Source organism: Pedobacter sp. KBW06, from assembly GCF_003852525.1.
Lineage (GTDB): Bacteria > Bacteroidota > Bacteroidia > Sphingobacteriales > Sphingobacteriaceae > Pedobacter.
In genome coordinates this window covers 1,956,588-1,982,053 of record NZ_QAJL01000001.1, presented here as the reverse complement: position 1 = coordinate 1,982,053, position 25,466 = coordinate 1,956,588, and the positions used below count along the sequence as shown (strand labels likewise).

27 protein-coding genes are annotated in these 25,466 nt (G+C 41.8%); 16 read left to right on the top strand and 11 right to left on the bottom strand.

Annotated elements, in window-relative coordinates:
* The first annotated feature begins 15 nt into the window (after positions 1-15).
* From msrA to DBR43_RS07970, 9 genes are all read left to right on the top strand, one after another.
* Complete coding sequence (gene msrA, locus DBR43_RS08010; protein ID WP_124579541.1) at positions 16-687, top strand: peptide-methionine (S)-S-oxide reductase MsrA; 672 nt, start codon at positions 16-18, stop codon at positions 685-687.
* A gap of 155 nt (positions 688-842) precedes the next feature.
* Positions 843-1,253, top strand: a complete 411-nt coding sequence (locus DBR43_RS08005; RefSeq protein WP_124579539.1) for a cytochrome c maturation protein CcmE — start codon at positions 843-845, stop codon at positions 1,251-1,253.
* Between the two features lie 5 nt (positions 1,254-1,258).
* Positions 1,259-3,727 (top strand): heme lyase CcmF/NrfE family subunit, encoded by a 2,469-nt coding sequence (locus DBR43_RS08000; protein WP_124579537.1) that lies wholly within the window; start codon positions 1,259-1,261, stop codon positions 3,725-3,727.
* 18 nt (positions 3,728-3,745) lie between these two features.
* A complete protein-coding gene (locus DBR43_RS07995; protein WP_124579535.1) occupies positions 3,746-4,507 on the top strand; it encodes a Rossmann-like and DUF2520 domain-containing protein in 762 nt (253 codons plus the stop codon).
* Between the two features lie 43 nt (positions 4,508-4,550).
* On the top strand, positions 4,551-4,883 hold the full coding sequence (locus tag DBR43_RS07990) for a 2Fe-2S iron-sulfur cluster-binding protein (protein ID WP_124579533.1): 333 nt from the start codon (positions 4,551-4,553) through the stop codon (positions 4,881-4,883).
* Positions 4,884-4,899: 16 nt separating this feature from the next.
* Positions 4,900-5,142, top strand: coding sequence for a Fe-S cluster assembly protein IscX (gene iscX / locus DBR43_RS07985; protein WP_073230390.1), 243 nt, complete (start codon positions 4,900-4,902; stop codon positions 5,140-5,142).
* 5 nt (positions 5,143-5,147) lie between these two features.
* The gene (locus DBR43_RS07980) at positions 5,148-5,675 is read left to right on the top strand and encodes a KdsC family phosphatase (RefSeq protein WP_124579531.1); all 528 of its coding nucleotides are present in this window, start codon (positions 5,148-5,150) and stop codon (positions 5,673-5,675) included.
* Between the two features lie 110 nt (positions 5,676-5,785).
* Positions 5,786-6,190, top strand: a complete 405-nt coding sequence (locus DBR43_RS07975; protein WP_124579529.1) for a hypothetical protein — start codon at positions 5,786-5,788, stop codon at positions 6,188-6,190.
* 68 nt (positions 6,191-6,258) lie between these two features.
* A complete protein-coding gene (locus tag DBR43_RS07970; protein WP_124579527.1) occupies positions 6,259-6,840 on the top strand; it encodes a Maf family nucleotide pyrophosphatase in 582 nt (193 codons plus the stop codon).
* Here the strand turns inward: DBR43_RS07970 and DBR43_RS07965 are convergent.
* The 7 genes from DBR43_RS07965 to DBR43_RS07935 all read right to left on the bottom strand — a co-directional run bounded on the left by DBR43_RS07965 (position 6,837) and on the right by DBR43_RS07935 (position 12,900).
* Complete coding sequence (locus tag DBR43_RS07965) at positions 6,837-7,742, bottom strand: exopolyphosphatase (RefSeq protein ID WP_124579525.1); 906 nt, start codon at positions 7,740-7,742, stop codon at positions 6,837-6,839. The two genes, DBR43_RS07970 and DBR43_RS07965, sit on opposite strands and share 4 nt — an antisense overlap.
* Positions 7,743-7,747: 5 nt before the next feature.
* Positions 7,748-9,082 (bottom strand): ABC transporter permease, encoded by a 1,335-nt coding sequence (locus tag DBR43_RS07960; RefSeq protein ID WP_124579523.1) that lies wholly within the window; start codon positions 9,080-9,082, stop codon positions 7,748-7,750.
* The gene (locus DBR43_RS07955) at positions 9,079-9,993 is read right to left on the bottom strand and encodes an ABC transporter ATP-binding protein (protein WP_124579521.1); all 915 of its coding nucleotides are present in this window, start codon (positions 9,991-9,993) and stop codon (positions 9,079-9,081) included. Before DBR43_RS07955 ends, DBR43_RS07960 begins: the two co-directional genes overlap by 4 nt.
* Positions 9,994-10,117: 124 nt before the next feature.
* Complete coding sequence (gene dnaJ / locus DBR43_RS07950) at positions 10,118-11,293, bottom strand: molecular chaperone DnaJ (RefSeq protein WP_124579519.1); 1,176 nt, start codon at positions 11,291-11,293, stop codon at positions 10,118-10,120.
* Positions 11,294-11,299: 6 nt separating this feature from the next.
* The gene (locus DBR43_RS07945; RefSeq protein ID WP_124579517.1) at positions 11,300-11,881 is read right to left on the bottom strand and encodes a nucleotide exchange factor GrpE; all 582 of its coding nucleotides are present in this window, start codon (positions 11,879-11,881) and stop codon (positions 11,300-11,302) included.
* Between the two features lie 129 nt (positions 11,882-12,010).
* A complete protein-coding gene (locus tag DBR43_RS07940) occupies positions 12,011-12,694 on the bottom strand; it encodes a cell division ATP-binding protein FtsE (RefSeq protein ID WP_074609536.1) in 684 nt (227 codons plus the stop codon).
* A 2-nt stretch (positions 12,695-12,696) separates the two neighbouring features.
* Positions 12,697-12,900 (bottom strand): fructose-6-phosphate aldolase, encoded by a 204-nt coding sequence (locus DBR43_RS07935; RefSeq protein WP_124579515.1) that lies wholly within the window; start codon positions 12,898-12,900, stop codon positions 12,697-12,699.
* Between the two features lie 756 nt (positions 12,901-13,656).
* Here DBR43_RS07935 and DBR43_RS07930 point away from each other — a divergent pair.
* The 5 genes from DBR43_RS07930 to DBR43_RS07910 are packed head-to-tail and all read left to right on the top strand — an operon-like array spanning position 13,657 to position 20,528.
* Positions 13,657-16,818, top strand: a complete 3,162-nt coding sequence (locus tag DBR43_RS07930) for a SusC/RagA family TonB-linked outer membrane protein (protein WP_124579513.1) — start codon at positions 13,657-13,659, stop codon at positions 16,816-16,818.
* A 34-nt stretch (positions 16,819-16,852) separates the two neighbouring features.
* Complete coding sequence (locus tag DBR43_RS07925; RefSeq protein ID WP_124579510.1) at positions 16,853-18,373, top strand: RagB/SusD family nutrient uptake outer membrane protein; 1,521 nt, start codon at positions 16,853-16,855, stop codon at positions 18,371-18,373.
* A gap of 28 nt (positions 18,374-18,401) precedes the next feature.
* Positions 18,402-19,061, top strand: a complete 660-nt coding sequence (locus DBR43_RS07920) for a fasciclin domain-containing protein (RefSeq protein WP_124579509.1) — start codon at positions 18,402-18,404, stop codon at positions 19,059-19,061.
* A 26-nt stretch (positions 19,062-19,087) separates the two neighbouring features.
* Positions 19,088-20,068, top strand: a complete 981-nt coding sequence (locus DBR43_RS07915; RefSeq protein WP_124579507.1) for a DUF5007 domain-containing protein — start codon at positions 19,088-19,090, stop codon at positions 20,066-20,068.
* A gap of 34 nt (positions 20,069-20,102) precedes the next feature.
* Positions 20,103-20,528 carry a hypothetical protein gene (locus DBR43_RS07910; protein WP_124579505.1) on the top strand — a complete coding sequence of 142 codons (426 nt, stop codon included), beginning with the start codon at positions 20,103-20,105 and terminating at the stop codon, positions 20,526-20,528.
* A gap of 195 nt (positions 20,529-20,723) precedes the next feature.
* On the opposite strand, the gene DBR43_RS07905 is transcribed toward DBR43_RS07910, so the two are convergent.
* Positions 20,724-21,743, bottom strand: a complete 1,020-nt coding sequence (locus tag DBR43_RS07905) for an acyl-CoA reductase (protein ID WP_124579503.1) — start codon at positions 21,741-21,743, stop codon at positions 20,724-20,726.
* Positions 21,744-21,818: 75 nt separating this feature from the next.
* Between DBR43_RS07905 and DBR43_RS07900 the strand changes: the two genes are divergently transcribed.
* Complete coding sequence (locus DBR43_RS07900; protein ID WP_124579501.1) at positions 21,819-22,169, top strand: 4Fe-4S dicluster domain-containing protein; 351 nt, start codon at positions 21,819-21,821, stop codon at positions 22,167-22,169.
* Between the two features lie 83 nt (positions 22,170-22,252).
* Here DBR43_RS07900 and DBR43_RS07895 read toward each other — a convergent pair whose 3' ends face one another.
* Positions 22,253-22,708 carry a universal stress protein gene (locus DBR43_RS07895; protein WP_074609550.1) on the bottom strand — a complete coding sequence of 152 codons (456 nt, stop codon included), beginning with the start codon at positions 22,706-22,708 and terminating at the stop codon, positions 22,253-22,255.
* Between the two features lie 304 nt (positions 22,709-23,012).
* Here DBR43_RS07895 and DBR43_RS07890 point away from each other — a divergent pair, with 304 nt between their 5' ends.
* Positions 23,013-23,801, top strand: coding sequence for a C40 family peptidase (locus DBR43_RS07890; protein ID WP_124579499.1), 789 nt, complete (start codon positions 23,013-23,015; stop codon positions 23,799-23,801).
* Positions 23,802-24,017: 216 nt separating this feature from the next.
* Here DBR43_RS07890 and DBR43_RS07885 read toward each other — a convergent pair whose 3' ends face one another.
* Together DBR43_RS07885 and DBR43_RS07880 are read right to left on the bottom strand one after the other, a co-directional pair.
* Positions 24,018-24,494 carry an OsmC family protein gene (locus DBR43_RS07885; RefSeq protein ID WP_124579497.1) on the bottom strand — a complete coding sequence of 159 codons (477 nt, stop codon included), beginning with the start codon at positions 24,492-24,494 and terminating at the stop codon, positions 24,018-24,020.
* Positions 24,495-24,567: 73 nt separating this feature from the next.
* Entirely contained in the window at positions 24,568-25,464 is an 897-nt protein-coding gene (locus tag DBR43_RS07880) for a WD40 repeat domain-containing protein (RefSeq protein ID WP_124579495.1), read from the bottom strand.
* Between the last annotated feature and the right edge of the window lie 2 nt (positions 25,465-25,466).

The following is a 25,466-nucleotide window of genomic DNA, read 5'->3' as shown; positions in this document are numbered from 1 at the left end:
GGAGAATTTTCAACGATGCGAATACCGAAAGTAATCTTTGTTTTATTGCTGATGTTTTTCCTGTCCTGCAGTTCAGGGCCGGCCGCACAGCAACTGGAGAGTAAGAATGGCTTTGCGCTGATTGGGCCGCCAAAGCCCGGTGAGCAGCTGGCTACTTTTGCAGGTGGTTGTTTTTGGGCATTACAAGAGGGTATGATAGAGTTAAAAGGAGTACACAAAGTGATTAGTGGGTATTCCGGAGGAACAACTGCAAACCCGGATTACCCAAAGGTGATGTCAAAAACTTCGGGGCATGCAGAAGCGGTTCAGGTTTACTACGATCCGAAAGTAATCTCCTTTGAACAACTCTGCGAGGCTTTCTTTCATGCGCATGACCCTACACAGGTGGATGGACAGGGCCCCGATCTGGGAACGGAATATCGTTCAATCGCTTTTTTTCGCTCGCCGGAAGAATACAGGACCATTCGTCGGGTAATTGACCGGCTGGAGGCCTCGATTTATCGAAATATTCCGGTGGCGACCGAGTTAATTCCTTTCAAAATCATTTATCCGGCAGAAATGGAACACCAGGATTACTATAAACGTAATTTATGGGATAGCTATATCCGGAAAATCTCCATGCCAAAAGTGCTGAAACTCCGTAGGGAAATGCCGGAATTCATCAAAACAGCGTACCTGAAACCCTAGAAATATTTTGTTTTTCAGGAAGGAACTGCTTCAATCTTAGTGTTTTTGTCAGAGAACTATCAATAAATCGTCATCAAAGTGATTTGCACGGCCCTAAAAGACTTTAGGTACTTATATTTTTTATCTTTGTATCATTCTAAATTTTTATTAGCATCATGAGAAAAAGTGCAATTATTGGTTTAATTACAATAGCAATATGTGTAGGGTTCTTAATTAGTCTGAATGCCGACACCAGCAGCTATTCTACTTTCTCCGAAGCTGCAAAAGACCCGCGTGAATTCCATGTCATGGGATATTGGGAAAAAACGAAAGGGATGTACTATGATGCACAGAAAGATGCCAATCATTTTGCTTTCTACATGAAAGATGAAAAAGGTCTTGTAAACAAAGTGGTTTACAATGGAACAAAACCTCAGGATTTCGAACGTTCAGAAAAATTAGTTTTAATCGGTAAAATGAAAGATAATACCTTTTATGCTTCAAAAATATTAATGAAATGTCCTTCTAAATACAACAATGATCTTGTGGAAGTGAAAGAGGACGGTCAGGTAATAAAATACAACTAATCTTAATGGATATACAATTTATTGGAGAGAACCTCCTGCCCGGTAAAATCGGCCAATTCTTTATTGTTTTAGCGTTTGCCGCTTCTTTACTCTCAGCGATTTCTTATTTTTTCGCTGCAAAGAATAAAGACCTTGGAGATCAATCATGGACCCGCTTAGGACGGATTTCATTCTTAATAAACTGGGTAAGTATCCTGGGGATCGGCATCACCTTATTTTACCTCATCCTAAATCACAATAACGAATATTACTACGTTTATTCTCACTCTTCCAAAGCGCTTCCGGTATATTATATCGTTTCTGCTTTTTGGGAAGGACAGGAGGGAAGTTTCTGGTTATGGGCATTCTGGCAAGCTTTGCTCGGTGCGGTTTTAATCTGGAAAGCCAAAACCTGGGAAAACGGGGTAATGACTATCGTTGCTTTCTCACAGGTATTCCTGACTTCCATGCTCCTTGGGGTACAAATCTTCGGTGAAAGAATCGGAAGTTCTCCTTTTATCCTGTTGAGGGAAGCCGTAAACCTTAAAGACATGGCACCGGTAGTATTTGCCGATGCGGAAAACTATAAAAACTACCTGAAGTTCATTACTGACGGACGTGGTTTGAACCCTTTATTGCAAAACTATTGGATGGTGATCCATCCGCCAACCTTATTCCTTGGATTTGCCAGTATGATTGTTCCCTTCGCGTATGCAGTAACGGGTTTATGGCAAAGGAAATATAAAGAATGGGTTAAACCAGCGATGCCATGGGCACTATTCGCGGTGATGATATTGGGAACAGGAATCATTATGGGCTCTTTCTGGGCTTATGAAGCCCTGAATTTCGGTGGTTTCTGGGCATGGGACCCGGTAGAAAATGCATCTATCATTCCATGGCTTACCCTGATTGCAGGTGTTCATGTGATGATCGCTTTCAAAAATACAGGACATTCCTTCTTTACGGCCATCATTTTGGTGATCATCAGCTTTGTACTGGTATTGTACGCATCCTTCCTTACTAGAAGTGGAATTCTTGGAGAAACTTCGGTTCACTCTTTCACGGATCTTGGGATGTTTGGTCACCTGATCTTATACAATGTGGTATTCCTGGCCTTACCAGTGTACCTGTTGATCTCGAGATGGAAAGAATTGCCGATCACGAATAAAGACGAAGAAACTTATTCCAGAGAATTCTGGATGTTTATCGGTGCATTGGTGGTTACGGTAGCCTGTATTCAGGTGATCTTCTCTACTTCAGTACCGGTATTCAATGCGGCATTCGGAACTAAATTTGCCCCTCCGATTGATGCGATCAAATATTACAACCAATGGCAGGCACCTTTTGCCATCCTGGTGACGTTTATTTCGGGTTTCTCTCAGTTCATGAAATACAAGAGAACAGATACGCGTAAATTTTACAGCAGTCTGATTGCTTCTATTCTGTTTGCAGTGGTCATTACCGCAGGTTTTGTTTACCTGACGAATATCTACACCAATCTAATGTACATCCTGCTGACCTTTAGCTGTGTGTTCGCCATCCTCGCCAATGCAAGGATCCTGGGACAAGCTTTTGGCGGGAAACGTAAACTGGTAGGTGCAGCAGTAGCGCATATGGGATTTGCCTTACTATTGGTTGGCGCATTGGTTGCAGCAGCAACAAATAAGCCCATCTCCCTGAATGCAACGAACTTCATCCCGGTGAAGGATTTTGAAAAAGCAGAGAAACCTGGTGAAAACATCGTACTCTACAAAAACGAGCCTAAGAAAATGGGCAGGTATACCGTTACCTATACCAGAGATACAACCGTAGCCCCAAATACAATCTTTACCTTAAACTTTAAGGTTTATGATGAGGAAACAGGTAAGCTGAAAGAAGATTTTGAATTGAACCCTCACGTTCAGGCGAATGAGAAAATGGGCTTAATTGCTTCTCCGGATACCAAACATTACCTTACTTATGATGTTTATACACACATCACGAGTGCACCGGATAAAAAACAAACCCGCGGGGATCATGAAGAAACGAATCCGGAAGAAAACTATAAAGCACCAAGGATTGTAAAGGTAAGCACAGGAGATACCCTGCATACCAGCAGCGGAATCATTACGGTAAAAGGACTGAACAATCAGCCGAAGGCGAAAAGCCTGGCATTGGCGCCTGGTGATCTTGCCGTAGGTTTGCCTTTAGAAGTGGTGGTTAACGGAAAGACCTATAAAACAGAACCGATCTTCCTGGTAAAAGGAAACAATACATTTGATTTTGCACGTAACATTGATGAACTGGGATTGAGATTCAGGTTCACCAAAGTACTTCCTGATCAGCAAAAAGTGGAATTACAGGTGTTTGAAAAACCTCAGCAGGCAAAAGACTGGGTGGTATTTAAAGCCATTGAATTCCCTTATATCAATTTATACTGGGCAGGAACAATAGTCATGGTGATCGGATTTTTGCTATCGATCTTTAGGAGACAAAAAGAAGTTAAAACCGTTTAATTTACCATTGCCTAAGAGATGAAAATTGTTTGTATCGGTTCGGGAAATGTAGCTACACATTTTGCAAATGCTTTTAAAGCAGGTGCTGCAGAGCTGCTTCAAATCTGGAGTAAAAATCAGGACCATGCTGCCGAACTGGCGCTGGCAACCGGAGCAGAACCGATCTCTGATCTAAAAGAAATCGATCCTGAGGCTGATTTATACCTCATCGCGGTAAAAGATGATGCTATTCCTGAGGTGGTGAAAGCTTTAGCCGGTGTGAATGGTATGGTGGTTCATACGTCCGGGGCGACAGATATCGGGGTATTTCCGGAAAGCGGGATGAACTTCGGCATTTTGTATCCTTTGCAAACTTTCTCTAAACAAAAAGCCCTGGATTTTAAACATGTTCCGCTTTGCATCGAAGCTAAAGATCAGGAAACACTGGATGCCCTAAAATCTATTGCCCGGATGCTGAGTCCGCTGGTATATGAGGTAAACTCTGAAAAGAGAAGGATTTTACACCTCTCGGCGGTGTTTGCCTGTAACTTTGTAAATCACCTCTATACTTTAAGTCATGAGATCCTGCAAAAGAACGACCTGGATTTTGAGATTTTAAGGCCACTGATTATGGAAACGGCAGTAAAGGTTCAGGATGCTTTTCCGGCAGAAGTACAGACCGGACCCGCCATTCGTAACGACGAACAGACGATTATAAAACATAAAGAATTGTTGAAAGATATGCCCGAATTGAAGGATATCTATGAAACTTTGAGTAAAAGCATTAAAAAAACACATTAATCGTGTAATTGCGGTTTTTGGTGCTTATTTTTGAGACCTAATTATGAGTATTTATAAATTAAAGATAAATTTTGAAGAGCAGGGCAAAGAATCAGTAGAACTTCCAATAGCTGGAGGGGAATCGGTTCTTGATGTATGCCATGATCACGGAATAGAATTACAGCACAACTGCGGGGGAGTATGCGGTTGTAGTACCTGTCATGTATATGTGACTAAAGGAATGGACGATATACAGGAAATTTCCGATAAGGAAGAAGACTTTATTGACCGCGCAGTTCGCCCGAGAATTACCTCCAGACTGGGTTGCCAGTGTGTGGTGATCAGTGGGGATATTGAAGTAACCATCCCTGATCAATCCGAGTTTTTAGGTCATTAATTAACAAACAAACAATATGCAAGATAAATTTGCTTTACCAATTTATTGGAACGACCACGAGGATATCGCTCAGGAGTTATATGAGAAATTTGGGGACGAATTCAATGAAGCCAAAATATACCGTATCAGATTTACTGAATTATTAGAATGGGTTTTAAGCCTGCCTAATTTTAAAGGAACCAAGGAAGAAAGTACAGAAGGCCACCTGGAGCAAATCCAGTCTGCCTGGGTTTACGAATGGAGAGATAACCAAGACTAGACCTGATGTTTCTGCAAAAACTTAAAGAGATCACGACATTTATATTCGATGTAGATGGAGTATTAACCAATGGTGATATCTTGGCCTCTGATTCGGGGGAGTTTTTGCGGACATTTAATATTAAAGATGGTTATGCCCTTCAGCTGGCGGTGAAACGTGGATTTCAGGTTTGCATCATCTCCGGCGGAAAAGGTCAGGCCATGCAAAAACGCTTCGAAGGTTTAGGCATTAAGGCCATCTTTCTGGGCGTTTCTGATAAAGTACAGGTTTTCCATCAATACCTGAAAAAAAACCAGACTGAGGCCAGTCAGGTCCTGTATATGGGAGATGACATCCCTGATCTCAAAGTCATGAAACTGGTAGGGCTCCCTACCTGTCCGGCAGATGCTGTTCCGGAAATTAAAGCCATTTCTCAATATATATCCCCTTATACCGGTGGTAAAACTGCAGTAAGGGACATTATCGAAAAAGTACTTCGCGTACAGGAGCAATGGTTTGATGAACATCCTTCTGCCGCAGATTCAGGTAAATAATATTACTTTTCTTTTGTAACACGTATGTTACTTTGTAGGGATTAAACTAAATTCCTTCCGGCTCCTCTAATCTTTAAAAAACAATAGAACCGGTTAAATATTAGAATCCTATGAAAAAATTATTGATGATTTGCGGACTGTTATTCAGTGTAATTACATTCGCACACGCTCAGCAAGATGGTGGTCGCAAAATGAGAACTCCTGAAGAAAGAGCACAAAGGAATGCAGAAGGGCTAAGCAAAAAATTAGGACTGAATGATGATCAGAAAACGAAAGTTACGGCGATCTTTCTGGACCAGGCCAATGCGGTAGATAAAGCGCGTGAAGCAGGTTCAGGTGATAAAGACGCGAGAAGGGCTGAAATGCAGAAATTAAATGATGAAACTGATGCCAAAATCAGTGCATTGCTAACTGAAGATCAGAAAAAAACTTACGAAACCTGGAGAGCAGAACGTAAAGATAAAATGAAAAGAGGCGGGAGAGGCGATGGCCAGAAACCTGGGGGAAACCAATAAAGATCAATTAATACAAATAACAGAAGCGGCCTTTGGCCGCTTTTGTTATTTTTGCACAAAAATGTAATATGTATCAGCAAAGACTTCCCATTATCCTGGCCTCCAAATCTCCACGCAGACAAGAATTGTTAAGCGCCATGAACCTCGATTTTAAAGTCGTGCTAAAGGACGTTGATGAAAGTTACCCTGAGGAGCTTCTTCCGGCTGAAATTGCGGTGTACATTGCTGAAAAGAAAGCCAAAGCATTTGATGAAGACAGCCAGGGAAGTATCATTATTACCGCTGATACCATTGTGGCGTATAACGGAGAGATTCTGGGTAAACCGGAAGACGCGCACCATGCTACTGAAATGCTGACCAAACTATCCGGCACCAATCATCAGGTATATACCGGAGTAAGTTTAATATGCAATGGGGAGATGCGCTCTTTCTATGATACAACGGAGGTTTTTTTCAATGACCTAAGCCCTGAACAGATCAGCTATTATATCAAAAACTATAAGCCAATGGATAAAGCAGGGGCTTATGGAATTCAGGACTGGATTGGTATGGTTGCCGTGAAAAAAATAATTGGTTCTTATACCAATGTCATGGGACTGCCTACAGAAAAGCTATATAAGGTTTTAGCGGATCAGAGCTGGGCGGTTTAATTTTGCAGGTCGGACAATACACCCATTTTAAGGTCGTAGGTAGATAAACTCAGCTTTTCAATATTTCCTGCCGACAGGATATAGTCTGTCAGTATGGAAGCCATCACGATCATGTCTACCCTTAAGCGGATGAGTCCGGGCATCTTTTCCCGTTCTTCATGACTGGAAGCAACGAAGGTAGCTGATAATGCTTTGTAGGCCGGAATGTCGATAGGATGGTATTTCGTCTCTTTCAGGCTTAATTCCGGATATAGCATCCCTGTAAAAGTCTCAAAGGCGCCTGCTGAGCCAATTAAATGTTTAGGCTGGTATAAGTTCAGTACTTCCTTTAAATCACCTAATTCTGCATCTAAATGACGTGTAATCGCATTTTGATCGGCTGTGGTAATGGGGTCAGAATGAAAGAAGGCCTGCATTAAGCGTGCAGCGCCAATATTGTAGCTTTTCTTCCAGAGCAGTGCTTCTTTATTGCAAATGATAAACTCGGTACTGCCGCCTCCGATATCCATAATGAGGGAGCTCTGGTCAATGACTCCCGTAGCCCTGACTCCTTTAAAAATGTATTCTGCTTCCTCATCGCCACTGATCACTTCAATGTCGATTCCTGCATAATTTTTGGCGGCTTTAACAAAGCTGACTCCGTTTTCTGCACTTCGGATGGCAGAGGTAGCGGTGGCTTTGACGAGCTCAACGTCATGCTCCTTAATGAGCAGGCTAAACTTTTCCAATGCCAGGAGGCCTCTTTCAAAGGCCTCCTGGATGATGAAATTGTCATTGATCTTTCCTTCCCCAAGTCGCACGGGAAGGTTTGTTTTATAGCAAATCCTGGCATCATCTGCTGTAAGTTCAGCAATGATCAGGTGGAAGGTATTCGTTCCAAGGTCAATAACAGCAACCTTCATTCGGGTTAATTTTTATAGGTAAACCATTTAATCATTTCTTTCAGACTTGTCTTTTTACCGTACATGAGGATACCAACTCTATATATTCTTGAGGCCAGCCAAACCGTGCCAACAAATCCAACCACGAGGATCAGCATAGATAATGCCAATTGCCAGTCTGGAACGCCATAAGGCAAGCGGACTACCATCGCAATAGGAGAGGTAAATGGAATCATGGATAACCAGAAAGCGATCGGACCATATGGATCATTGATTACTACACTTAAAGAAAGGGCATAACCGACCAGTAAAGGCATCATCACCGGCATCATAAACTGCTGGGTCTCGGTTTCCGAATCTACGGCAGAACCAATAGCTGCATAGAGGGCACTGTAAAATAAATATCCGCCGATAAAGAAAAATATAAATACCAGAATGATTTTCGTCAGGTCTAAACTGGCCAGACTTTTCTGCATGGCCAGTACCGGACTGTCTACAGGACTATTCACTGCGGGAGAGATGCTGGTTCCGTCTTTAGCTTTTATGGCCACTGAAGTATTCTGTGCGATGGCATCCTTGCCCACAAAAGCACTGACAGCAAGGGTAGAGATGGATGCAGTAAGCACAATCCAGAGTACAAATTGTGTCAGTCCTACCAGGGCGATGCCGATGATTTTACCCATCATCAGCTGGAAAGGTTTTACTGAAGAGATCATCACTTCGATAATTCGGCTGGTTTTCTCTTCAATGACCCCACGCATCACCTGTATTCCGTACAAAAGGATGAACATAAACATGAATATCCCGGCTGCTGTTCCGATAATGGTACTCGCACCCGCACTGGAATCTTCTTCTTTTCCGGCTTCACCGATCTTTTTAGTATCAATATTCACATCAGTTTTTAAGCCATCCAGGTCTGTCTGGGAAATACCTGATGCTTTTAATTTCTGTGTACGGATCAGTTCTTCAATATCTCCCGACACGCGGTTACTGAGGGAAAGCCCGGCTTGCTTGGTACCGATCAGCTGGATTCCCTTGGGAGAGCTGATGTCGAATTCCGGCAGGTAGAGAATATAATCGTATTTGGTGGTCTTTAGAGATGATTTCATTGCTTCCAGCGATTCATTGACATAGGTGTAGCCTATATTTTTAGTCGGCTGGAGTTTCTCCGTTAAAGATTTGTTGTTGTTGACTACGGCAACTTTATTAAAGGTTCCCTTTACGCCCTGAATGGAAAAGTAAATGATCAGTCCATAAAAGCCTGCAACGATCAGTGGTGTAAGTAAAGTCATGATGATGAACGACTTCTTTTTTACCCTGGATAAGTATTCTCTTTGTATGATGAGTAAGATTTTGTTCATGGCTTTTGGTCTGTTTGTGTTACTTTTTGAATGAAAATGTCGTTCATGGTTGGGATTACTTCATCCAGGCGGTTAATGGATACATGTGGAAGTAATGCCGATAAGACCTGGTTGGCATTTTGCTGTTCCCGGATCTTGATCTTCAGCTGGGTTTTCCCGTTTACAGTTTCTGCCTGCAATACTTCAAAAAGCTGATTTGAGTTTTCAACGTTATAATCACCTTCATATTCCAGCCAAAAGGTATTGTTGCGGTATTGTTCTCTGATCTCCTTCACGGGGCCGTCCAGAATTTTCTTCGAGCGGTGGATGAGGGCAATGTTGTCACAGAGTTCTTCAACAGATTCCATTCTATGGGTGGAGAAGATAAAGGTAGCGCCTGCCTTGTTTAATTCCAGGATTTCATTCTTTATAATGTCTGCATTTACCGGATCGAAACCTGAGAAGGGTTCATCGAGTATGATGAGTTCAGGCTGATGCAATACGGTAGCCACAAACTGGACTTTTTGCTGCATTCCTTTACTGAGGTCTTCGACTTTTTTCTTCCACCAGTCGGCCATTTCCAGTTTTTCAAACCAAAACCGGATTCTTTTGGTGGCCTCGGCGGTGCTTAGCCCTTTCAGTTTGGCGAGGTACAGGACCTGCTCGCCGATTTCCATTTTTTTGTACAGGCCTCGTTCTTCGGGCAAATAGCCAATTTGAGAGATGTGGTCTACATTGAGCCTTTCTCCATTGAACAAAACCTCACCACTATCGGGAGCAGTAATTTGAGTGATGATCCTGATCAGGGAAGTTTTTCCGGCACCATTAGGCCCCAGAAGACCGAAGATTTTGCCTTTTTCTACCTGCAGGCTGACATCATCCAATGCGCGGTGGTTCGCGTATTGTTTAACAATATTCTTGATTATGAGCATGTATTAGTTTTATTAGTCATGTAATTAGTAGCGCTTTGTGACAAAATGTTACAAAAAAGACCAATAAAAAAAGCGGGATCATTTTTTAAATGATCCCGCTTTAATACCTATTCAGGAGTAAATTTTACTCGAAATATTCTTTCATCTTCTCGAAGAAGCTTTTGTCATTCTTTCCTGGCTGAGGTTTGAAGTTCGGTGATTCCCTCAATTTCTCCAGCATGCTTCTTTCTTCCGAACTCAATGCTTTAGGTGTCCAGATGTTGATGTGGATGATCTGATCACCACGGTGATAAGAGTTGATTTCAGGAAGGCCTTTGCCTTTCAAACGCAATAATTTGCCGCTTTGGGTACCTGGTTCGATTTTGATTTTCGCTTTACCGTCAATGGTAGGAACTTCTGCGCTATAACCCAATGCTGCATCAATGATAGATACATGCAGGTCATAAACCACATTGTTTCCTTCGCGTTTCAGGGTTTCGTGGGCTACTTCTTCAATCAGAATGATCAGGTCTCCCGGAATACCGCCGTTAGGGGCAGCATTACCTTTTCCGCTCATGCTCAGCTGCATGCCATCACTTACACCTGCAGGGATGTTGATAGTAATGGTTTCTTCACCGCGAACGATGCCTTCACCATGGCAGGAATTACATTTAGAGGTAATCTGTGAACCGCTACCATTACAGGTAGGGCAGGTTGCAGTGGTTTGCATCTGGCCCAATATCGTATTGGTGACCCTGCGTACCGCTCCGCTTCCCCCGCAAGTCTGACAGGTGCTTACCGAATTGCGGTCTTTGGCACCTGATCCATCGCAGGTTTTACAGGTAATCTGTTTATTTACTTTAATTTTCTTTTCTGTGCCGTTGGCAATCTCTTCCAGGGTAAGTTTTACCTTGATGCGCAGGTTAGTGCCTTTTGCCACACGTCTGCCACCACCACGAGATTGCTGTCCGCCGCCGCCAAAGAAGCTATCAAATGGACTGCCGCCACCGCCACCAAAGATATCGCCAAACTGGCTGAAGATATCTTCCATGTTCATGCCGCCGCCGCCATATCCGCCGCCGTTACCTGAAGCACCACCAACACCGGCATGGCCATAATGGTCATAACGTTGTTTTTTCTCCGGATTACTTAAAATCTCGTAAGCCTCGGCTGCTTCCTTAAACTTATCCTCAGCCGTCTTGTCATTCGGATTTTTATCCGGGTGAAACTTGATGGCCAGTTTGCGATAAGCCTTTTTTATCTCTTCGGCGGATGAACTCTTGGATACACCAAGCACATCATAATAATCTCTTTTGCTCATAAAATATTAACTACCTACTACGACTTTGGCAAAGCGTATTACCTTGTCGTTTAAAGTGTATCCTTTTTCTAATTCGTCTATAACTTTTCCTTTCAACTCTTCATTTGGAGCAGGGATTTTTGTTATCGCTTCATGAAGGTCTGTATCAAAAGGAGTGCTGATGCTTTCCATTTCTTTCAGGCCTTTCTGTCCTAATACGCTTTTTAATTTATGGTGAACCAAAGCAATACCTTCGCGGATTGGATTGATATCCGTTGCTCCGTCCATTGCCTTATTGGCACGGTCAAAATCATCTAATACAGGAAGCATAGAAATGATCACGTCTTTACCTGCAGTTTGTAAAAGCTCTACGCGTTCTTTTTGAGTACGACGTTTATAGTTGTCAAACTCTGCAAACAGGCGCAGGTATTTATCATTTAAAGCTGCAACTTCTTGTTGTAATTTTTCCTCAACAGAGATTTCAGGTTGAACTTCTTCAGTTGAAGCGGCATCTGCACTTTCTTCGGCTTGCTCGCTGGTTACCTGCTCATCAGCAGTATTTTCCACAATAGGATCTTCGATGTCGTTTTTTTTCTTCTTGCTAAACATGGTATAGTAGAATTTTTGGATCTAAACTCAAAAGGTTTGCCAATAAAAAATATCAGCCATGCTGTCAGCTTTAAATAGAAAAGACTGACCAGAATGGCTGATTAAGAATATTTTTGTCAGGATAGCCGATTACACGATTTGTGCATCTTCGTGCACAATACCACCCTCACACTTGATGATTCTGGATGGGAAAGTACGGATAATATGGTAGTCGTGGGTGGCCATTAACACGGCTGTGCCACTCTGACTGATTTGTTTTAACAACATTACAATTTCTTCGGAAGTATCCGGGTCCAGGTTGCCTGTAGGCTCATCCGCAAGGATGATCTCCGGATTGTTCAGTAAAGCACGGGCAATGACCACACGCTGCTGCTCTCCACCGGAAAGCTCATGAGGCATTTTTCTGATTTTTGACCTCAGGCCAACTTTCTCCAATACATCTTTAATGCGCTCCTGAATTAAAGCCGCATCTTTCCATCCTGTAGCTTTCAATACAAACTCCAGATTTTTCTCTACGGTTCTATCGGATAGCAATTGAAAATCCTGAAAAACGATGCCCAGTTTTCTTCGCAGATAAGGAACATCTTTTATCGCCAGGTTTTTTAAATCAAAGCCTGCAATCTGTCCGTCGCCATTTCCAATATGCAGGTCTCCGTAAATGATCTTAAGCAAACTACTTTTACCAGATCCCGTCTGACCGATCAGAAAAACAAACTCTCCCTTATCTACATTCAGATTTACATTAGATAAAACCAGGTGCTTTTGCTGGAATACATCTACTTTCTTTAAATTTATAACTGCGTTTTCTGCCATGTTTAAATATCTAATTTAGCAATTTGTCCGAAAGGCAAATCATTAACAAAACTCATTATATAGGGCAATTTATCACCTAAACCTAATTTATCCAGGGATTTGTCAGGTCTGTCGACCCTGAAATAGGCTAGTAAAGTGAACTTATCATCCCTCAACTGCACATAGTCAGGGATTTTGGCGATGCCTTTTACTTTGATTACATACATTTTGTTCAAAAATAGTATTTCAAACTGAGAAATGAAGGGCTTTCCCGTATTTATCTAATTTCTACGCGGTTGGAGTGGGGCATTGGATTTTCCACTTTGCTGTTCATCTCTTGCTTATAAAGAAATGAAATAATGGGGATTCCCGGTGTGACTGGGTTTGAACTGATTTTTCGGCCTTTTGCCGCGTTTTAGTGGTCATCAGCATTTAGATGAACCTATTTTTGCAGGGAATGGTGTTTCGGTCCTGAGAAATTGATTTTCATCGATTTATGAAGTTGAAGGCCGTTTTTTGTGGAAAACAATCGTTTGTGTAATATTCATGTATTATTTTTTTTGAATGGCATTTACAGCATGCAGGCGTTATTTCTGTAGGATTTTTTTTTACGATTTTTGATTGATGTTTTTCTTTTTGATTTATTGAAACTCCTCTCTTTACTGTGCCTATAGTGTTAATAATGGGATAATGCAAACGTTTGTGTTGTTAAAACTTGTTAAATGACGTTCGATTAACAATACATTAGATTTTGAACCCGGCACTAAAATATGACCAGCTATTCGACCAAATAGTTTTAGAGGGGGGTTCTTAACAAATTAACCAATTCAACTTAACCTAAACCACGCCCCGTATGATCAGATTTAGACTCATCTAGTATCCGTTTGTTTGGACAGGATAGCTTAATCAATCTATTCCTACGTCTCAGACAAATCTTCCTATTGTTATCGAACACAGCTTAATTTTTAATTAAACAAAAATTTATGAATAAGTTTTACAAAAAACTCTTTATGGTCAGCCTATTGCTGTTTTTTTCCGCATTTGCTTTTGCGCAAAAGAAAGTTACAGGAACCGTTACCGGTGCTGACGACGGACTCCCTCTTCCAGGAGTATCGGTTATTTTAAAAGGAAGTGCTAAAGGTGCAAGTACAGATAATCAGGGTAAATTTAGTATTGATGCCCCTGCAGATGGTACATTACGCTTCTCTTATATAGGTTACGATGCCAAAGAAATTTCCATTGGAGGAAAATCGGAAATTATCGTAAAACTCAGCCCATCTGCAAATGCATTAAAAGATGTGGTCGTGATCGGTTTCCAGGAAGTATCGAGGAAGAAATCTACCGCTGCGGTATCTACCGTTAAGGCAAAGGATATAGAAAACCTGCCTTCTCCTACATTTGATAAACTATTACAAGGTAGAGTAGCAGGTTTGAACGTACAAAGCTTTTCCGGAGAACCGGGAGGCAGGCCGACTTTTGTGGTGAGGGGAAATTCTTCCATCGGAAGAGCGGTGAGTGCAGCAAGGGCATTGAGCAGTCCCTTATTTGTGATTGATGGTATTCCAATGGCCAATGAGGATATTTCGTCCTTTGGAGACCTGACCGGAACTAATGTTATCGCCGGACTTAACCCCAATGATATCGAATCGATTGATGTTTTAAAGGATGCAGCTGCAGCCTCCATATACGGTTCCAGGGGAGCAAATGGAGTAATCGTGGTTAAAACAAAACGCGGACAAACCGGGAAGCCGGCAGTCAATGTGAATGTCTATGCCGGAGTTTCCAAACATGGGGAAATGGCAGAATATATCATTGGCGCTCAGGAACGCAGATTTAAAATGGATTACCTGACCAAATATGCGAACCATGCGGATCAGGGGCTTTTTCCGCAAATATTGACAGATAGTCTTAACCCGGCATTTAATAATGCCAATGACTGGCAGGGTCTGTTTTTCAAGACAGGAATCATTCAGAATTATGATGTTTCTGCTTCAGGCGGCGTAGAAAATATCAATTACCGCTTTAGTGGAAACTATTATAACGAACAGGGGATCATCAAAGGAACCGGGTTCAAAAGGTATTCCATGTCGGGTACAATGGGGGTAAAACTGACAGACAAACTGAAGATGGATGCGATGTTCAGGTTGTCACGGGGCGACCGCTCCCGCGGCCGTGGTCAGGCACCCTGGGAGAATCCTCTGCCTATCAGCGCAGGTACTTTTCCAACTTCATTATTGTACATCAGTCCTTCCGACCGGGCGAATTTCATTGGAGAGCTTGACAATGCGAAAGATAAAAACATCAATGACGATGTTACTGCAAGTATAAGTCTGGACTACGACATTGTAAAAAATCTTCATTTCCGTACTCAGGGAGCATTGCAGTCAAGCAAGGGGGGCAGAGATATTTTCAGACCTAGTATACTGGATGCGAATAATGTGTTTTACGCGCAATCCTCCAGAGCAAACTATGATAACTTCAATGTGGATAATCTCCTGACTTATTCCGTTAAACCTGGTAAAGATCATAACCTGACGCTTTTGGGCGGTAACACAATTAATTATACAACCAACGAGTATACTGGTGTTGGCGGTACGGGACTCGGTAACAATGTCATCACCACTGTTAAGGGGCTGGAGCCAAGGAACTATGTGATGGAAGATCCTTATGGAAACATGATTACCGGATCAAAGAACGCTGCCGCTGGCCTGTTGTCTTTCTTTGGTCGTGCATCATATGATTTTAAAGACAGGTATTTGTTCACTGTTAGTTATCGTGCCGATGCATCTTCCCGTTTTGGAAAGAACTACAGATGGGCTTATTTCCCTGCAGTTTCAGCCGGATGGGTCGTGTCTGACGAACCTTTCATGAAATCAACCGAAAACTGGTTGTCTTCCTTAAAATTCAGAGGTAGTTATGGCGTATCAGGAAACCTGCCAGGTGATTATTATGCACCTTTTAACTCTTATCTGACTGGTCAGGGCGGTTATCAGGGTTCCGGTCAGTCCAGCACTTATAATGGGGTCAATGCGGTTACCATTAATCCTCAGTCGATTACTCAGGATAACCTGACCTGGGAGCGTTCAATCCAGGGAAATATTGGTATGGATGCCGAATTCTTTAAAGGCCGGGCAATGGTAAGCATAGATGCTTATAACCGTGGAACTTCAGATATCTTCTTTGATTTAAACCTGCCGGCAACGAGCGGTTATGATAAAGTGAAAACAAATGCGGTAGACATTAGAAACTTAGGTATTGATTTAAACCTGTCTGGAAGGGTATTTAATCCGGATAGTAAATTTCAGTGGAATCCGCGGTTAATTATGTCCTTTAATAAAAGCCAGATTGTTTCCCTTCCGGATGGCAACAGAGATATTATGGTGACTGATCCCAATACCGGAACTACATTCATCCTCACTAAAGGACGTCCGGTTTATGAGTTCTTCCTGGTTAAATCAGAAGGGGTATACTCTACAAAAGATCAGATTCCATTTGATCCGAGAACAGGTGATTTGATTACTTACTGGAACGGTTCCAGAGTTGCACAACCAGGTTCGTACCGCTGGATAGATCAGAATTACGATTATGACGTATGGGATCACTTTGATAAAGTGAGGGTAGGAAACCCTAACCCAAGGGTAACTGGTGGTTTCAGTAACAGCTTTACTTATAAAAACTTCTCTCTTGAGGTTTATACCACTTTTGTTCTGGGAAGGGAGGTTTACAATACCTATATCTCCAGCCTGTTAGACAAATACAAACAATTAGGTAGTTTTCCGGGAACAGGATTACTGGACCTGAATAAATTGCCGGTATGGCGCCAGCCTGGTGACAATGCCAAATACGCAGATTTGAACCCGTATGGGCCATATTATTATCAGTTCAATAATTTCTCTTCCGCTTACATGGAAAACGGAAATTATCTGAAGATCAAATACATCAATCTTGCCTATAATTTCCCGGCTAAGATGTTGGAGAAATTCAAGATGAAACGTTTACAGGTGTACACGATTATAGATAACGTGTATTCTTTCCAAAAATCAAGCTTGCCTGATGTGGAAGCAGTAAATGAGCTGGGAGTTTACTCCGGTGATAGCTATCCGGTACCAAGAAAATTCACTTTTGGTATACAGGCGAGCTTTTAAGGACGACAAATAAGTATTAATTAGAACGACGATCATGAATTTATCAAAATATAGAATAATAAGTATGCTCCTTTTAGGAGGAATGCTTTGCGGAGGTTTACTTTCCTGTAAAAAACTATTAGATCTTAAGCCTGAAGATTCCGTATACGAAGCGGTATTTTGGAAAACCGAAACGGATGCTACTTCCGGATTGATGGGGGCGTACTCTTTACTTCGTAAGTCGCTGACGCTGGGCGGACAGGGTATGTCAAACTTTGTGTATGCGGATTTTACCACAGGAGTATTTAAAGAAGGCGGAGATTATGCACTGAATTTCCTGGTAAAAGGAGATGAATACTATGGAACAGGAACTAGTGTGGATGATTTTAGGGGAGATTATATCGAAGACTTTCAAAACTGGACGCCTTATTTCAAGACGATAACTCAGGCCAATACGGTGATAGAGAAAGTAGGTAAAATGCCTGATAATGCCTTTAAAAATCTGGCTACAAAACGCAAAATCATTGGTGAGGCTTTATTTATCCGCGCTTTCACCTATTTTTATATGGTCAGGATTTGGGGAGATGTACCATTGATACTTCAATATGACCCGGATCCGGTAAAGTCTAAAAATGTTCAGCGAACCAATGAAGCTGTGGTTTTGGATTCCTGTGCATCTGATATGAACAGAGCCAGGTTATTAATGGGCTGGAATACCGGAGGAGACCATGCTGTAAGGGCTGATAAAGGCTCTGCATTTGCTTTGCTTGCCCATGTAAACAGGTGGAAATACTTTGTGACCAAAGAATCTGATAAAACTTTACTGACCAAATCCATTGCCGCAATTGATTCCATTACTGCTTCAGGGATCTATAGTCTGGTGCCTGCTGCTAATTTTGACCGTCTCTTTAAGGGAAGATCACAGGAAGGGATTTTTGAAATCAATACCAGTGCTGATCAGTTGGAATATCAACCAAATGGAGGCTTCTATCTGTATACATTAGGGCAACCTTATATTCCGGAAAAATCAAAATCAACGATTTTTAACAGCGAAGTAGTAGGTGGATTCTTTAACGATCCTGACGATGCCCGTTACGACTATTACTTTGACCGCACTAAAGAAGAAGACCTTATCCTGACTAAATATATTGGAAAGAACAACCAGAACCGGTTTTTCCTGGATCCGGGAAATAGCAGAGGTGGACTGGTTAATTGTAACATCAGTATTTTCCGCCTTGCAGAAATGAAGCTTTTAAGAGCAGAATGTAATGAATTGCTGGGCCGCAGTTCAGACGCTTTAACGGATCTGAATGATGTGAAACGGAGATCTAATCTGACGAATTATACAGGTGCTGACCTTAAAACGGAGATTTTTGAAGAGACATTCCGCGAATTGTTCTGTGAAGGACATTCCTGGTATGACATGGTGAGAAATAAAAGACTCGTAGAATATCTCGATCGTTTTCCTCAGTCCAGATTTGACGAAGAAGGTTGGAAATGGCCGATAGCAAGAGCGCTGTTTGTTACGAATAAAGACCTGGCCCAAAACAAATACTGGATTGGCAGATTAAGGTAAATCAGTGTTTAATTTAAAAAAGATTCTCATGAAAAATAAACTAGCATACATTTTAACCTTCTTTGGCCTTTGCCTTGTCGTAACTGCCTGTAAGAAGAATGACTACCTCATTGGTGGGGACGTTCATGATCCGAGGGTAAATATGACTACCTACGATTTCCTCAAAAGTAAACCGCTGTTCGATACGCTAACCAGACTTATCGATAAAGCAGGAATGAAAGAGGAGATCAACGGAAATACCACTTTTTTTGCGCCTACCGATTATTCCATCGCCGAGTTGTTGGCAAGACGAACTAAGATCATTCAGCTGAAATACAATAATGAAAATATCAAGTATACGCTGGATAGTCTTCCTGTTCCGGAATTAAGGGATTCCCTGCGTTCCCATCTTTTTGAGGGATCCATCAACCGCGAAAATTTATCTTTGGAAAACAAGTTGTTTAAAAGTAAATCCAATGAGGACTATTCCATTTTGCTCATTGAAACGACAGCATATACAGGTACAGTGACCACAAAGCCACAGTATCTGTACCTGGTGAGATTAAGGAACGGGCTGGACCCAAAACCATTGCCTGATGATTACCCGGATAAGGATAAAGATATTCAGGAGCTTACCCAAACATCGGGAATTATCACGACTAATGGAATCCTGCATGTGCTGAACAACAGGCACAAGTTTTACTGGTAATATTTAATCACATTAAATCAAAAGAAATGAAAATAATAAGATCTGTTTTAGTGCTGATCGCATTAATAAGTGTAGCCTGGCTAGGCTGTAAGAAAATTCCGGTAGGTTTTATTGGTGAGTCAATGTATTATAAGGATAGCCCCTTTAAAATTGAACAAGGAAACATTAAACAGGTAACAAGCTCACTCAACCTGGATGGTTCTACACTTCCGGTATTGGTGAAATTGTTAGAAGTAAGGAAAAAAGGAACGAATCAGCGTGCTGAGGAATTTTATGCAGAACATGAAGTTTATGTTTATAAGCAGCCCATTGATCCGGCCGTAGACACGACCATTGCAATGGTCAATGCCAAACGGGAAAAGAAAATGCTTCCTCCGTTTGAGTTTTTACCAAGCGGGCAGTTTCTTTTCAATGCAGGCACTTCCTTCCTTCCTTCAAGATCTCAATATGAGTTCGATATCGAAGTCAGTAATGAAAGTGGCGCCCGTGTGTACAAGAACATTGGAGAAATCCAACTGCTTGATGCGGAATTGTTTAAATCTTATGCCATTGCCAACAGCTGGTTCTCTGATCAGACAGGACTTAGTGGGGCTGTGGATGTTAATCCGGAGATGATTATCACGAAAGTAAGTAACGAAGGTACAAATGCAATCGTGAAAATTGTGGATAAAAACGGAGTGCCATTCAATCCAAAAAAAGGGGAGATCATCAAAAGAGGAGACCGTCCTACTTTCGAATCCTATGCTAAATTTAATCCGGTAGTAATCGGGGACGAAACAATGACCTGTAATTATGAGATCACGCCCTTCCCAATGAAACGGATCAGTGGTTACGGTGACTTCCTGATGTATTATCGCATCCCAAGTACGTATGCTAAACTGGATAATTTCCCGGCTGGACAAGCACCTGGTTCTACCTTTAGCATCAACCCAAGGTTTGGATTTCAGATCAAACAGGAAGGTACCTACCTGATTACCGTGAAGCTAAATGGTGTGACGCATAAATAAGTAAATGTTAAACCAATAATAAAACTCAATAATTATGAAAATGTTATCCCTTTTCCGAATTAGCAGTGCATTGGCAGTTGTAATATTTGCCAGTGGTTTTACCGGTACAAAGGAACTTAATGCAGTTCCTCAGGCTAACGTGAGGGTAGTTCCTCCTGTTACCGTAACCGAGACGATCAATATTCCCTGGACTTCCCAGACGGCTACGGCTACATTAACCTATGGTCTGCCAGGATCACCTCCATACCAGATCAAGGCTTCCATTAATGGAACAAGCCTGACGAACCTTAGCCTTGCTTTGGTGAATCATCAGGGAGGAACGATCAATGTTGATACTTTCCAAACGCATGTAGTAGATTCGGCGGGAGGCTATGAGTACAATATCGAAGTTAAGGTATCCGGAGTTGTTGGAGGACAATGGAGGATACAGTCTTTTACTGTTGAGTCCATTGTGATCTAAGCCAGAATAGCTTTCAATTTATTAACATGTTTAATTAAACCACAAGCGGTGCTGTTCTCAGTTCCGCTTGTGGTCGTTTTAAGCCAGCCTGTTCGATGTTTATGTTCACCGCAGGAAGGCCAGGGTTGTTTCGTTATTAATCACCTAAATTATTCCACATACAGAAGAAATCATCAACCGTATGTGGAGTATAGCTTAAATCCCGTTAAGGAAAGCGATGGTGTTTACATTATCTGCATAATCCCATAGTCTTGGATGCTGACTCTGGCCCGGTGCCAATACCGCTGTACTCAGCTCCAAATCTGCATTTGAAACCACGCACTGAATATTTTCAGCCTCCTGATTTAATCTTTCCTGAACCTCATTCAGGTTCTGATAACGCTCATAATATAACACCGCAAGTGGCGAAGCCATATTGGAATCTTCTTTTAGCAATAGAAAACCATTGTCATAATGCGTAGCTGCATTGACCAGGTAAATAGACTTGTTATAATCGTAATTGTTATTGTACTTGAAATGGTTAACGATGGGCTGAAAGGGCTCCAGAGGCTCATAAAAGTGTTTGATGTCGTAATCTTCAGGAATGTAAAGTTTCGATACATTTCTGCAGCCTAAACCAAAGTAATCAAAGATATCATGACCCAGCATGGCAATTTCTGCCGCGGTTTCTTTTCCGGTCAGTACTGCAACACTATTTCTGTTTTTTCGGATGATATTGGGCACTTTACTGAAGTAAAACTCAAAATACCGGGAGGTGTTATTGCTTCCTGTCGCGATTACAGCATCAAAATCTTTGAGACGTTCTACATAAACAAGACGTTCTGCCAAAAGCGGCTCTATGCTGACCAGTTGTTTCAGCAGGGCGGGAAGTAGTTTGTCATCAGAAGAAGAAAGCTTGATCAATGCAGTATTTCCGGTAGCAAGTACGGAGATTACATCATGAAAACCAACTACCGGAATATTTCCGGCCAGGATTAATCCTACTTTTTTCGGGGTATTACTTACCGTAATGTCTTTAAACCAGGTTTCAAGATCGGCTTCATTCAACATCCTATGTAGGGCATTTAATGCCTTTTCCACCTCTTCAACCGTGAACCAGGCATTGCTGTTTGGAGCTGATAAAATTAAATTTTTAAACTCAGGATCCGGATTGGCTATAAAGTCACTAAGTTTTTTGAATGCAATAATTAGTTTTTCAGCAGTAAGCATTGGCATATTCCAAATATTTTAAAGTTTATGTGTTATATTTGCATTGCAAAGGTAAACTTAGCATTAGATATAGACGAAGACATGGCTATTAAAATAACAGACGAATGTATTAACTGTGGAGCATGTGAGCCTGAATGCCCCAATAATGCGATTTATGACGCAGGCACGGCCTGGAGATTCTCCGATGGTACCAGTTTAAATGGTATTATCGATTTCGGAGGTAAAGAAGTTGATTCAGAATCTGCTATGGAAGCAGTATCTGATGAAGTTTATTATATCGTTTCCGATAAGTGTACAGAATGTAAAGGGTTTCATGATGAACCTCAATGCGCGGCGGTTTGTCCGGTGGATTGTTGTGTTGATGATGAAGATATCCGCGAAACTGAAGATGAGTTATTGGCGAAAAAGGCCTGGTTACATCAGGAAAATTAGTCTTTAAACTAAAGATAAAAGAAAAGAGGATGTCGAACAGGCATCCTCTTTTTATTTTTAAGGATTAATCTCTTTTTAAAGGACTAATCTTTATCCTCGAATTTGTTGGGTACGATGAGTACAGGGCATGCTGATTTTCTGGCCACATGTTCTGCCACACTTCCCATTAGGAAGTGATAGAGACCCGTGCGTCCATAAGTTCCGATGACAATCAGGTTAGAACCCCATTCATCTGACTGCTGAATGATGCCATGTGCTGCACTGTCAATTACGCTCAGATAGGTAGTCGGGATTCCCAGGCTATATTTTGATTCTATTTCTTTCAGGAGCATATGACTGTTCTCCTCACTATTGTCGTAGGTTTCTAAAAAGACGGGAGCTAAAGTCAGATCCGGATTGATATTGGCGGGTATCGGTTCTATAATATTGACCAGCGCCACCTCGGCACCAAATGTCTTTGCGATCTCATAACCTGTTTTGGCCGCCTTTTCAGAACAGGTACTATTGTCGACCGCAATTAAAATCTTTTTAAGGTTCATGATCTTACAAATTAAAGGTGTGATGCTATAGATACATCTGATAGCAGTTAATTGTTTTGTTAAAGCCTGTCAATATGGCCTTTCGTCCAAAGAATAAGGCCCTTATAAAAATACGATTTTTTTGAAAAATCCGGTGAGCCGGCTTAAATCTGTACAGAATTTGTTGATTTAAAAAATTGGTAATGAACGGGGACTGATGAGATGGTTAAATTCTACTGCATTTTTTTTGGAAAAAATCGGGGAACAGTAATTGCATTAATCACACAGTTATGCTTATTTTTATCGCGCAAGACTAACTTATCATATGGGACAAGAATATGGAATTTGCCGGGTAGCAGTAGCTCCCCTACGAACTGAGGCCTCAGACAAGGCCGAAATCAGTTCCCAGTTGCTTTTTGGAGATCATGTTGAGGTGCTTGAAAAAAAAGAGAAGTGGTGGCTGATCTATAATGCCTATGATGGGTATGAGGGCTGGATGGACTTCAGACAGCTCGCTGAACTGTCCCTTGAACAGTACGTTAAAAATCACGATTGTGATCATGTAGTCCCTGCCGAGCTGGCAAGTATTGTGATCGATGAGGCAGGCAGCAAGTATTTTTTATCTCCGGGAAGCAATCTCCCACTGCTGGAAGAGGGCTTTTGTTCCCTTGGCTCGGAGAAATTTATGGTGATGTTTACACCCAAAAAAAACACCGCCTTTCATACCGCTGAAGATGTGGTATCCAATGCTTTATTTTTTCAGAATGTGCCATACTTATGGGGCGGAAGAAACCTCTTCGGACTGGATTGTTCCGGATTTGTACAAATCGTTTATAAGCTAAATGGCATTCAGCTGAAAAGGGATGCATGGCAACAGGCAGAACAAGGCGTTGATGTTAATTTTCTGCCACAGGCGAAAGCCGGAGATGTTGCTTTCTTCGACAATGACGAAGGCAGGATCACCCATGTAGGGATCATGTTGAATGCGAATGAAATCATTCATGCTTCAGGAAAGGTCAGGATAGACCCGATAGATGATCAGGGCATTTATAATGTCGAACTGGGGAAGTATACACATCACCTGAGGATCATTAAACGCTTTATCTCAATCTGATAACTGCCGGGTGCTTTTTCTGGAAAAATCCCTGGAATATGCTCTTCATTTCCCTGCGCTTTGCGCTCGCCTCCAATTGACCGTCCTTTGATCATTAATAGGGGGTTGATAGGTCCTTGATTGGTCTTCCAGGCCTTTTAACAATGTTTGTGCGCTCAATTGACCACTGATTTTAGGTTAAGGCATTTGAAGAGGATGTGAATAGCATTTCGTAACCTAAATCGCATCTACCAGGCATTGTGGCTGGTGTTTTACCGGAAAATTACATGAATTGGCGATGAAACACATTTTATGGGCCTGTTCGTGTAATGAATTGGCTTTTTCGATATCTGCTTTGTTGGTGATGGTGACGACCGGATTCAGCGTTACTTCAGTAAAGCGACCGCTTCCGTTAGGCTCTTCGATCATGATGCCCACTGCATTGTCTTTATAATCCATAACGATGATGTCGTTCTGTGAGCATAAATGAAGGTACCAAAGCATGTGACAGGAAGAAAGGGAAGAAACCAGCAGGTCCTCCGGATTGTGTTTCGTTTTGTCTCCTAAGAATGCAGAATCGGATGAACCGGAAAGGTCGGCTTTGTTTTCAATTGAAATCACATAGTTCCGATCATAAGAGCGGTAATCCATTGTTCCGGATCCTTTATTCCCTGTCCAGGTAAGTGCGGTTTTGTATTGATGTTCTTTAGCCATGATCTGCGCGTTGTTTACACCAATTTAAACAATCTTCTTTTCCTTTTCTTAGTTTTTTTGAAAGTAAATGGCATTATTTTGATTCCCAGACCATTACTTGTCTGTCGTCGCCTGTGGAAATTAAGTAGCGGCCATCTGTGCTCCAGATTAATTTGTTGATCGAATGAAAATGTCCCTCGGTATTCTTTTCCAGGCTCAGAATCTTGTAGAGTTTGAAATCCTCAGCTCCCCAGAGTTTAATGCCTTTATCCTGACTGCAGGTAGCGAAATATGGTTTTTCAGGATGAAAAGCGATCGCATAAATGCTGAACATGTGTGCCGCAATGCTATTGACCAGCTCGTATTGAGGCAGGCTCCATACTTTCAACTGGGCATCTCTGCTGCCAGAGATCAGGTAATCTCCCTTAGGAGCATATTGCAAGGCCGTAATGGGCAGAGAATGGGCTTTCAGTTCCCGGATCAGGCGATAATCTTCGGAATGGTAAATCCGGATGATCCCATCCTTACCACCCAGTGCAATTTCCTTTTCATCATTACTCAATGCAATGGAACGCACCGTTTGTGGAATGATTGGGAAATGATACAATAAAGAGAAGTCTGTTAAAGACCAGACGGCAAGCATCCCATCTTCACCGGTACTGATCAGTTCATTTTTGTAAGTAATGGTCTTTAAATCAAAGACCCCTTTCTGGTGAAAGCTTAACGTAGCGGTTATTTTTTCTTCATCGAGGTTAAAGACCAGGATCAGGCCACTCCGCTGGGCGATGAATAACAGGTTTTCGTAGCGGTGCAAAGCATATACAGAGCTTTGCACCGGAACAAGAACTTTTACAAAACTCATGGTTTCCAACGACCATTCTACCACACCTTTATCATTTCCTGCACTAAAGAAGGTGTCTTTTTTAGGAGAATTGGCAAGGGCGTAAATGGGGTTTTGGTGTCCGTTAAGGGTTTGTAAGTGTTGTAGCATGT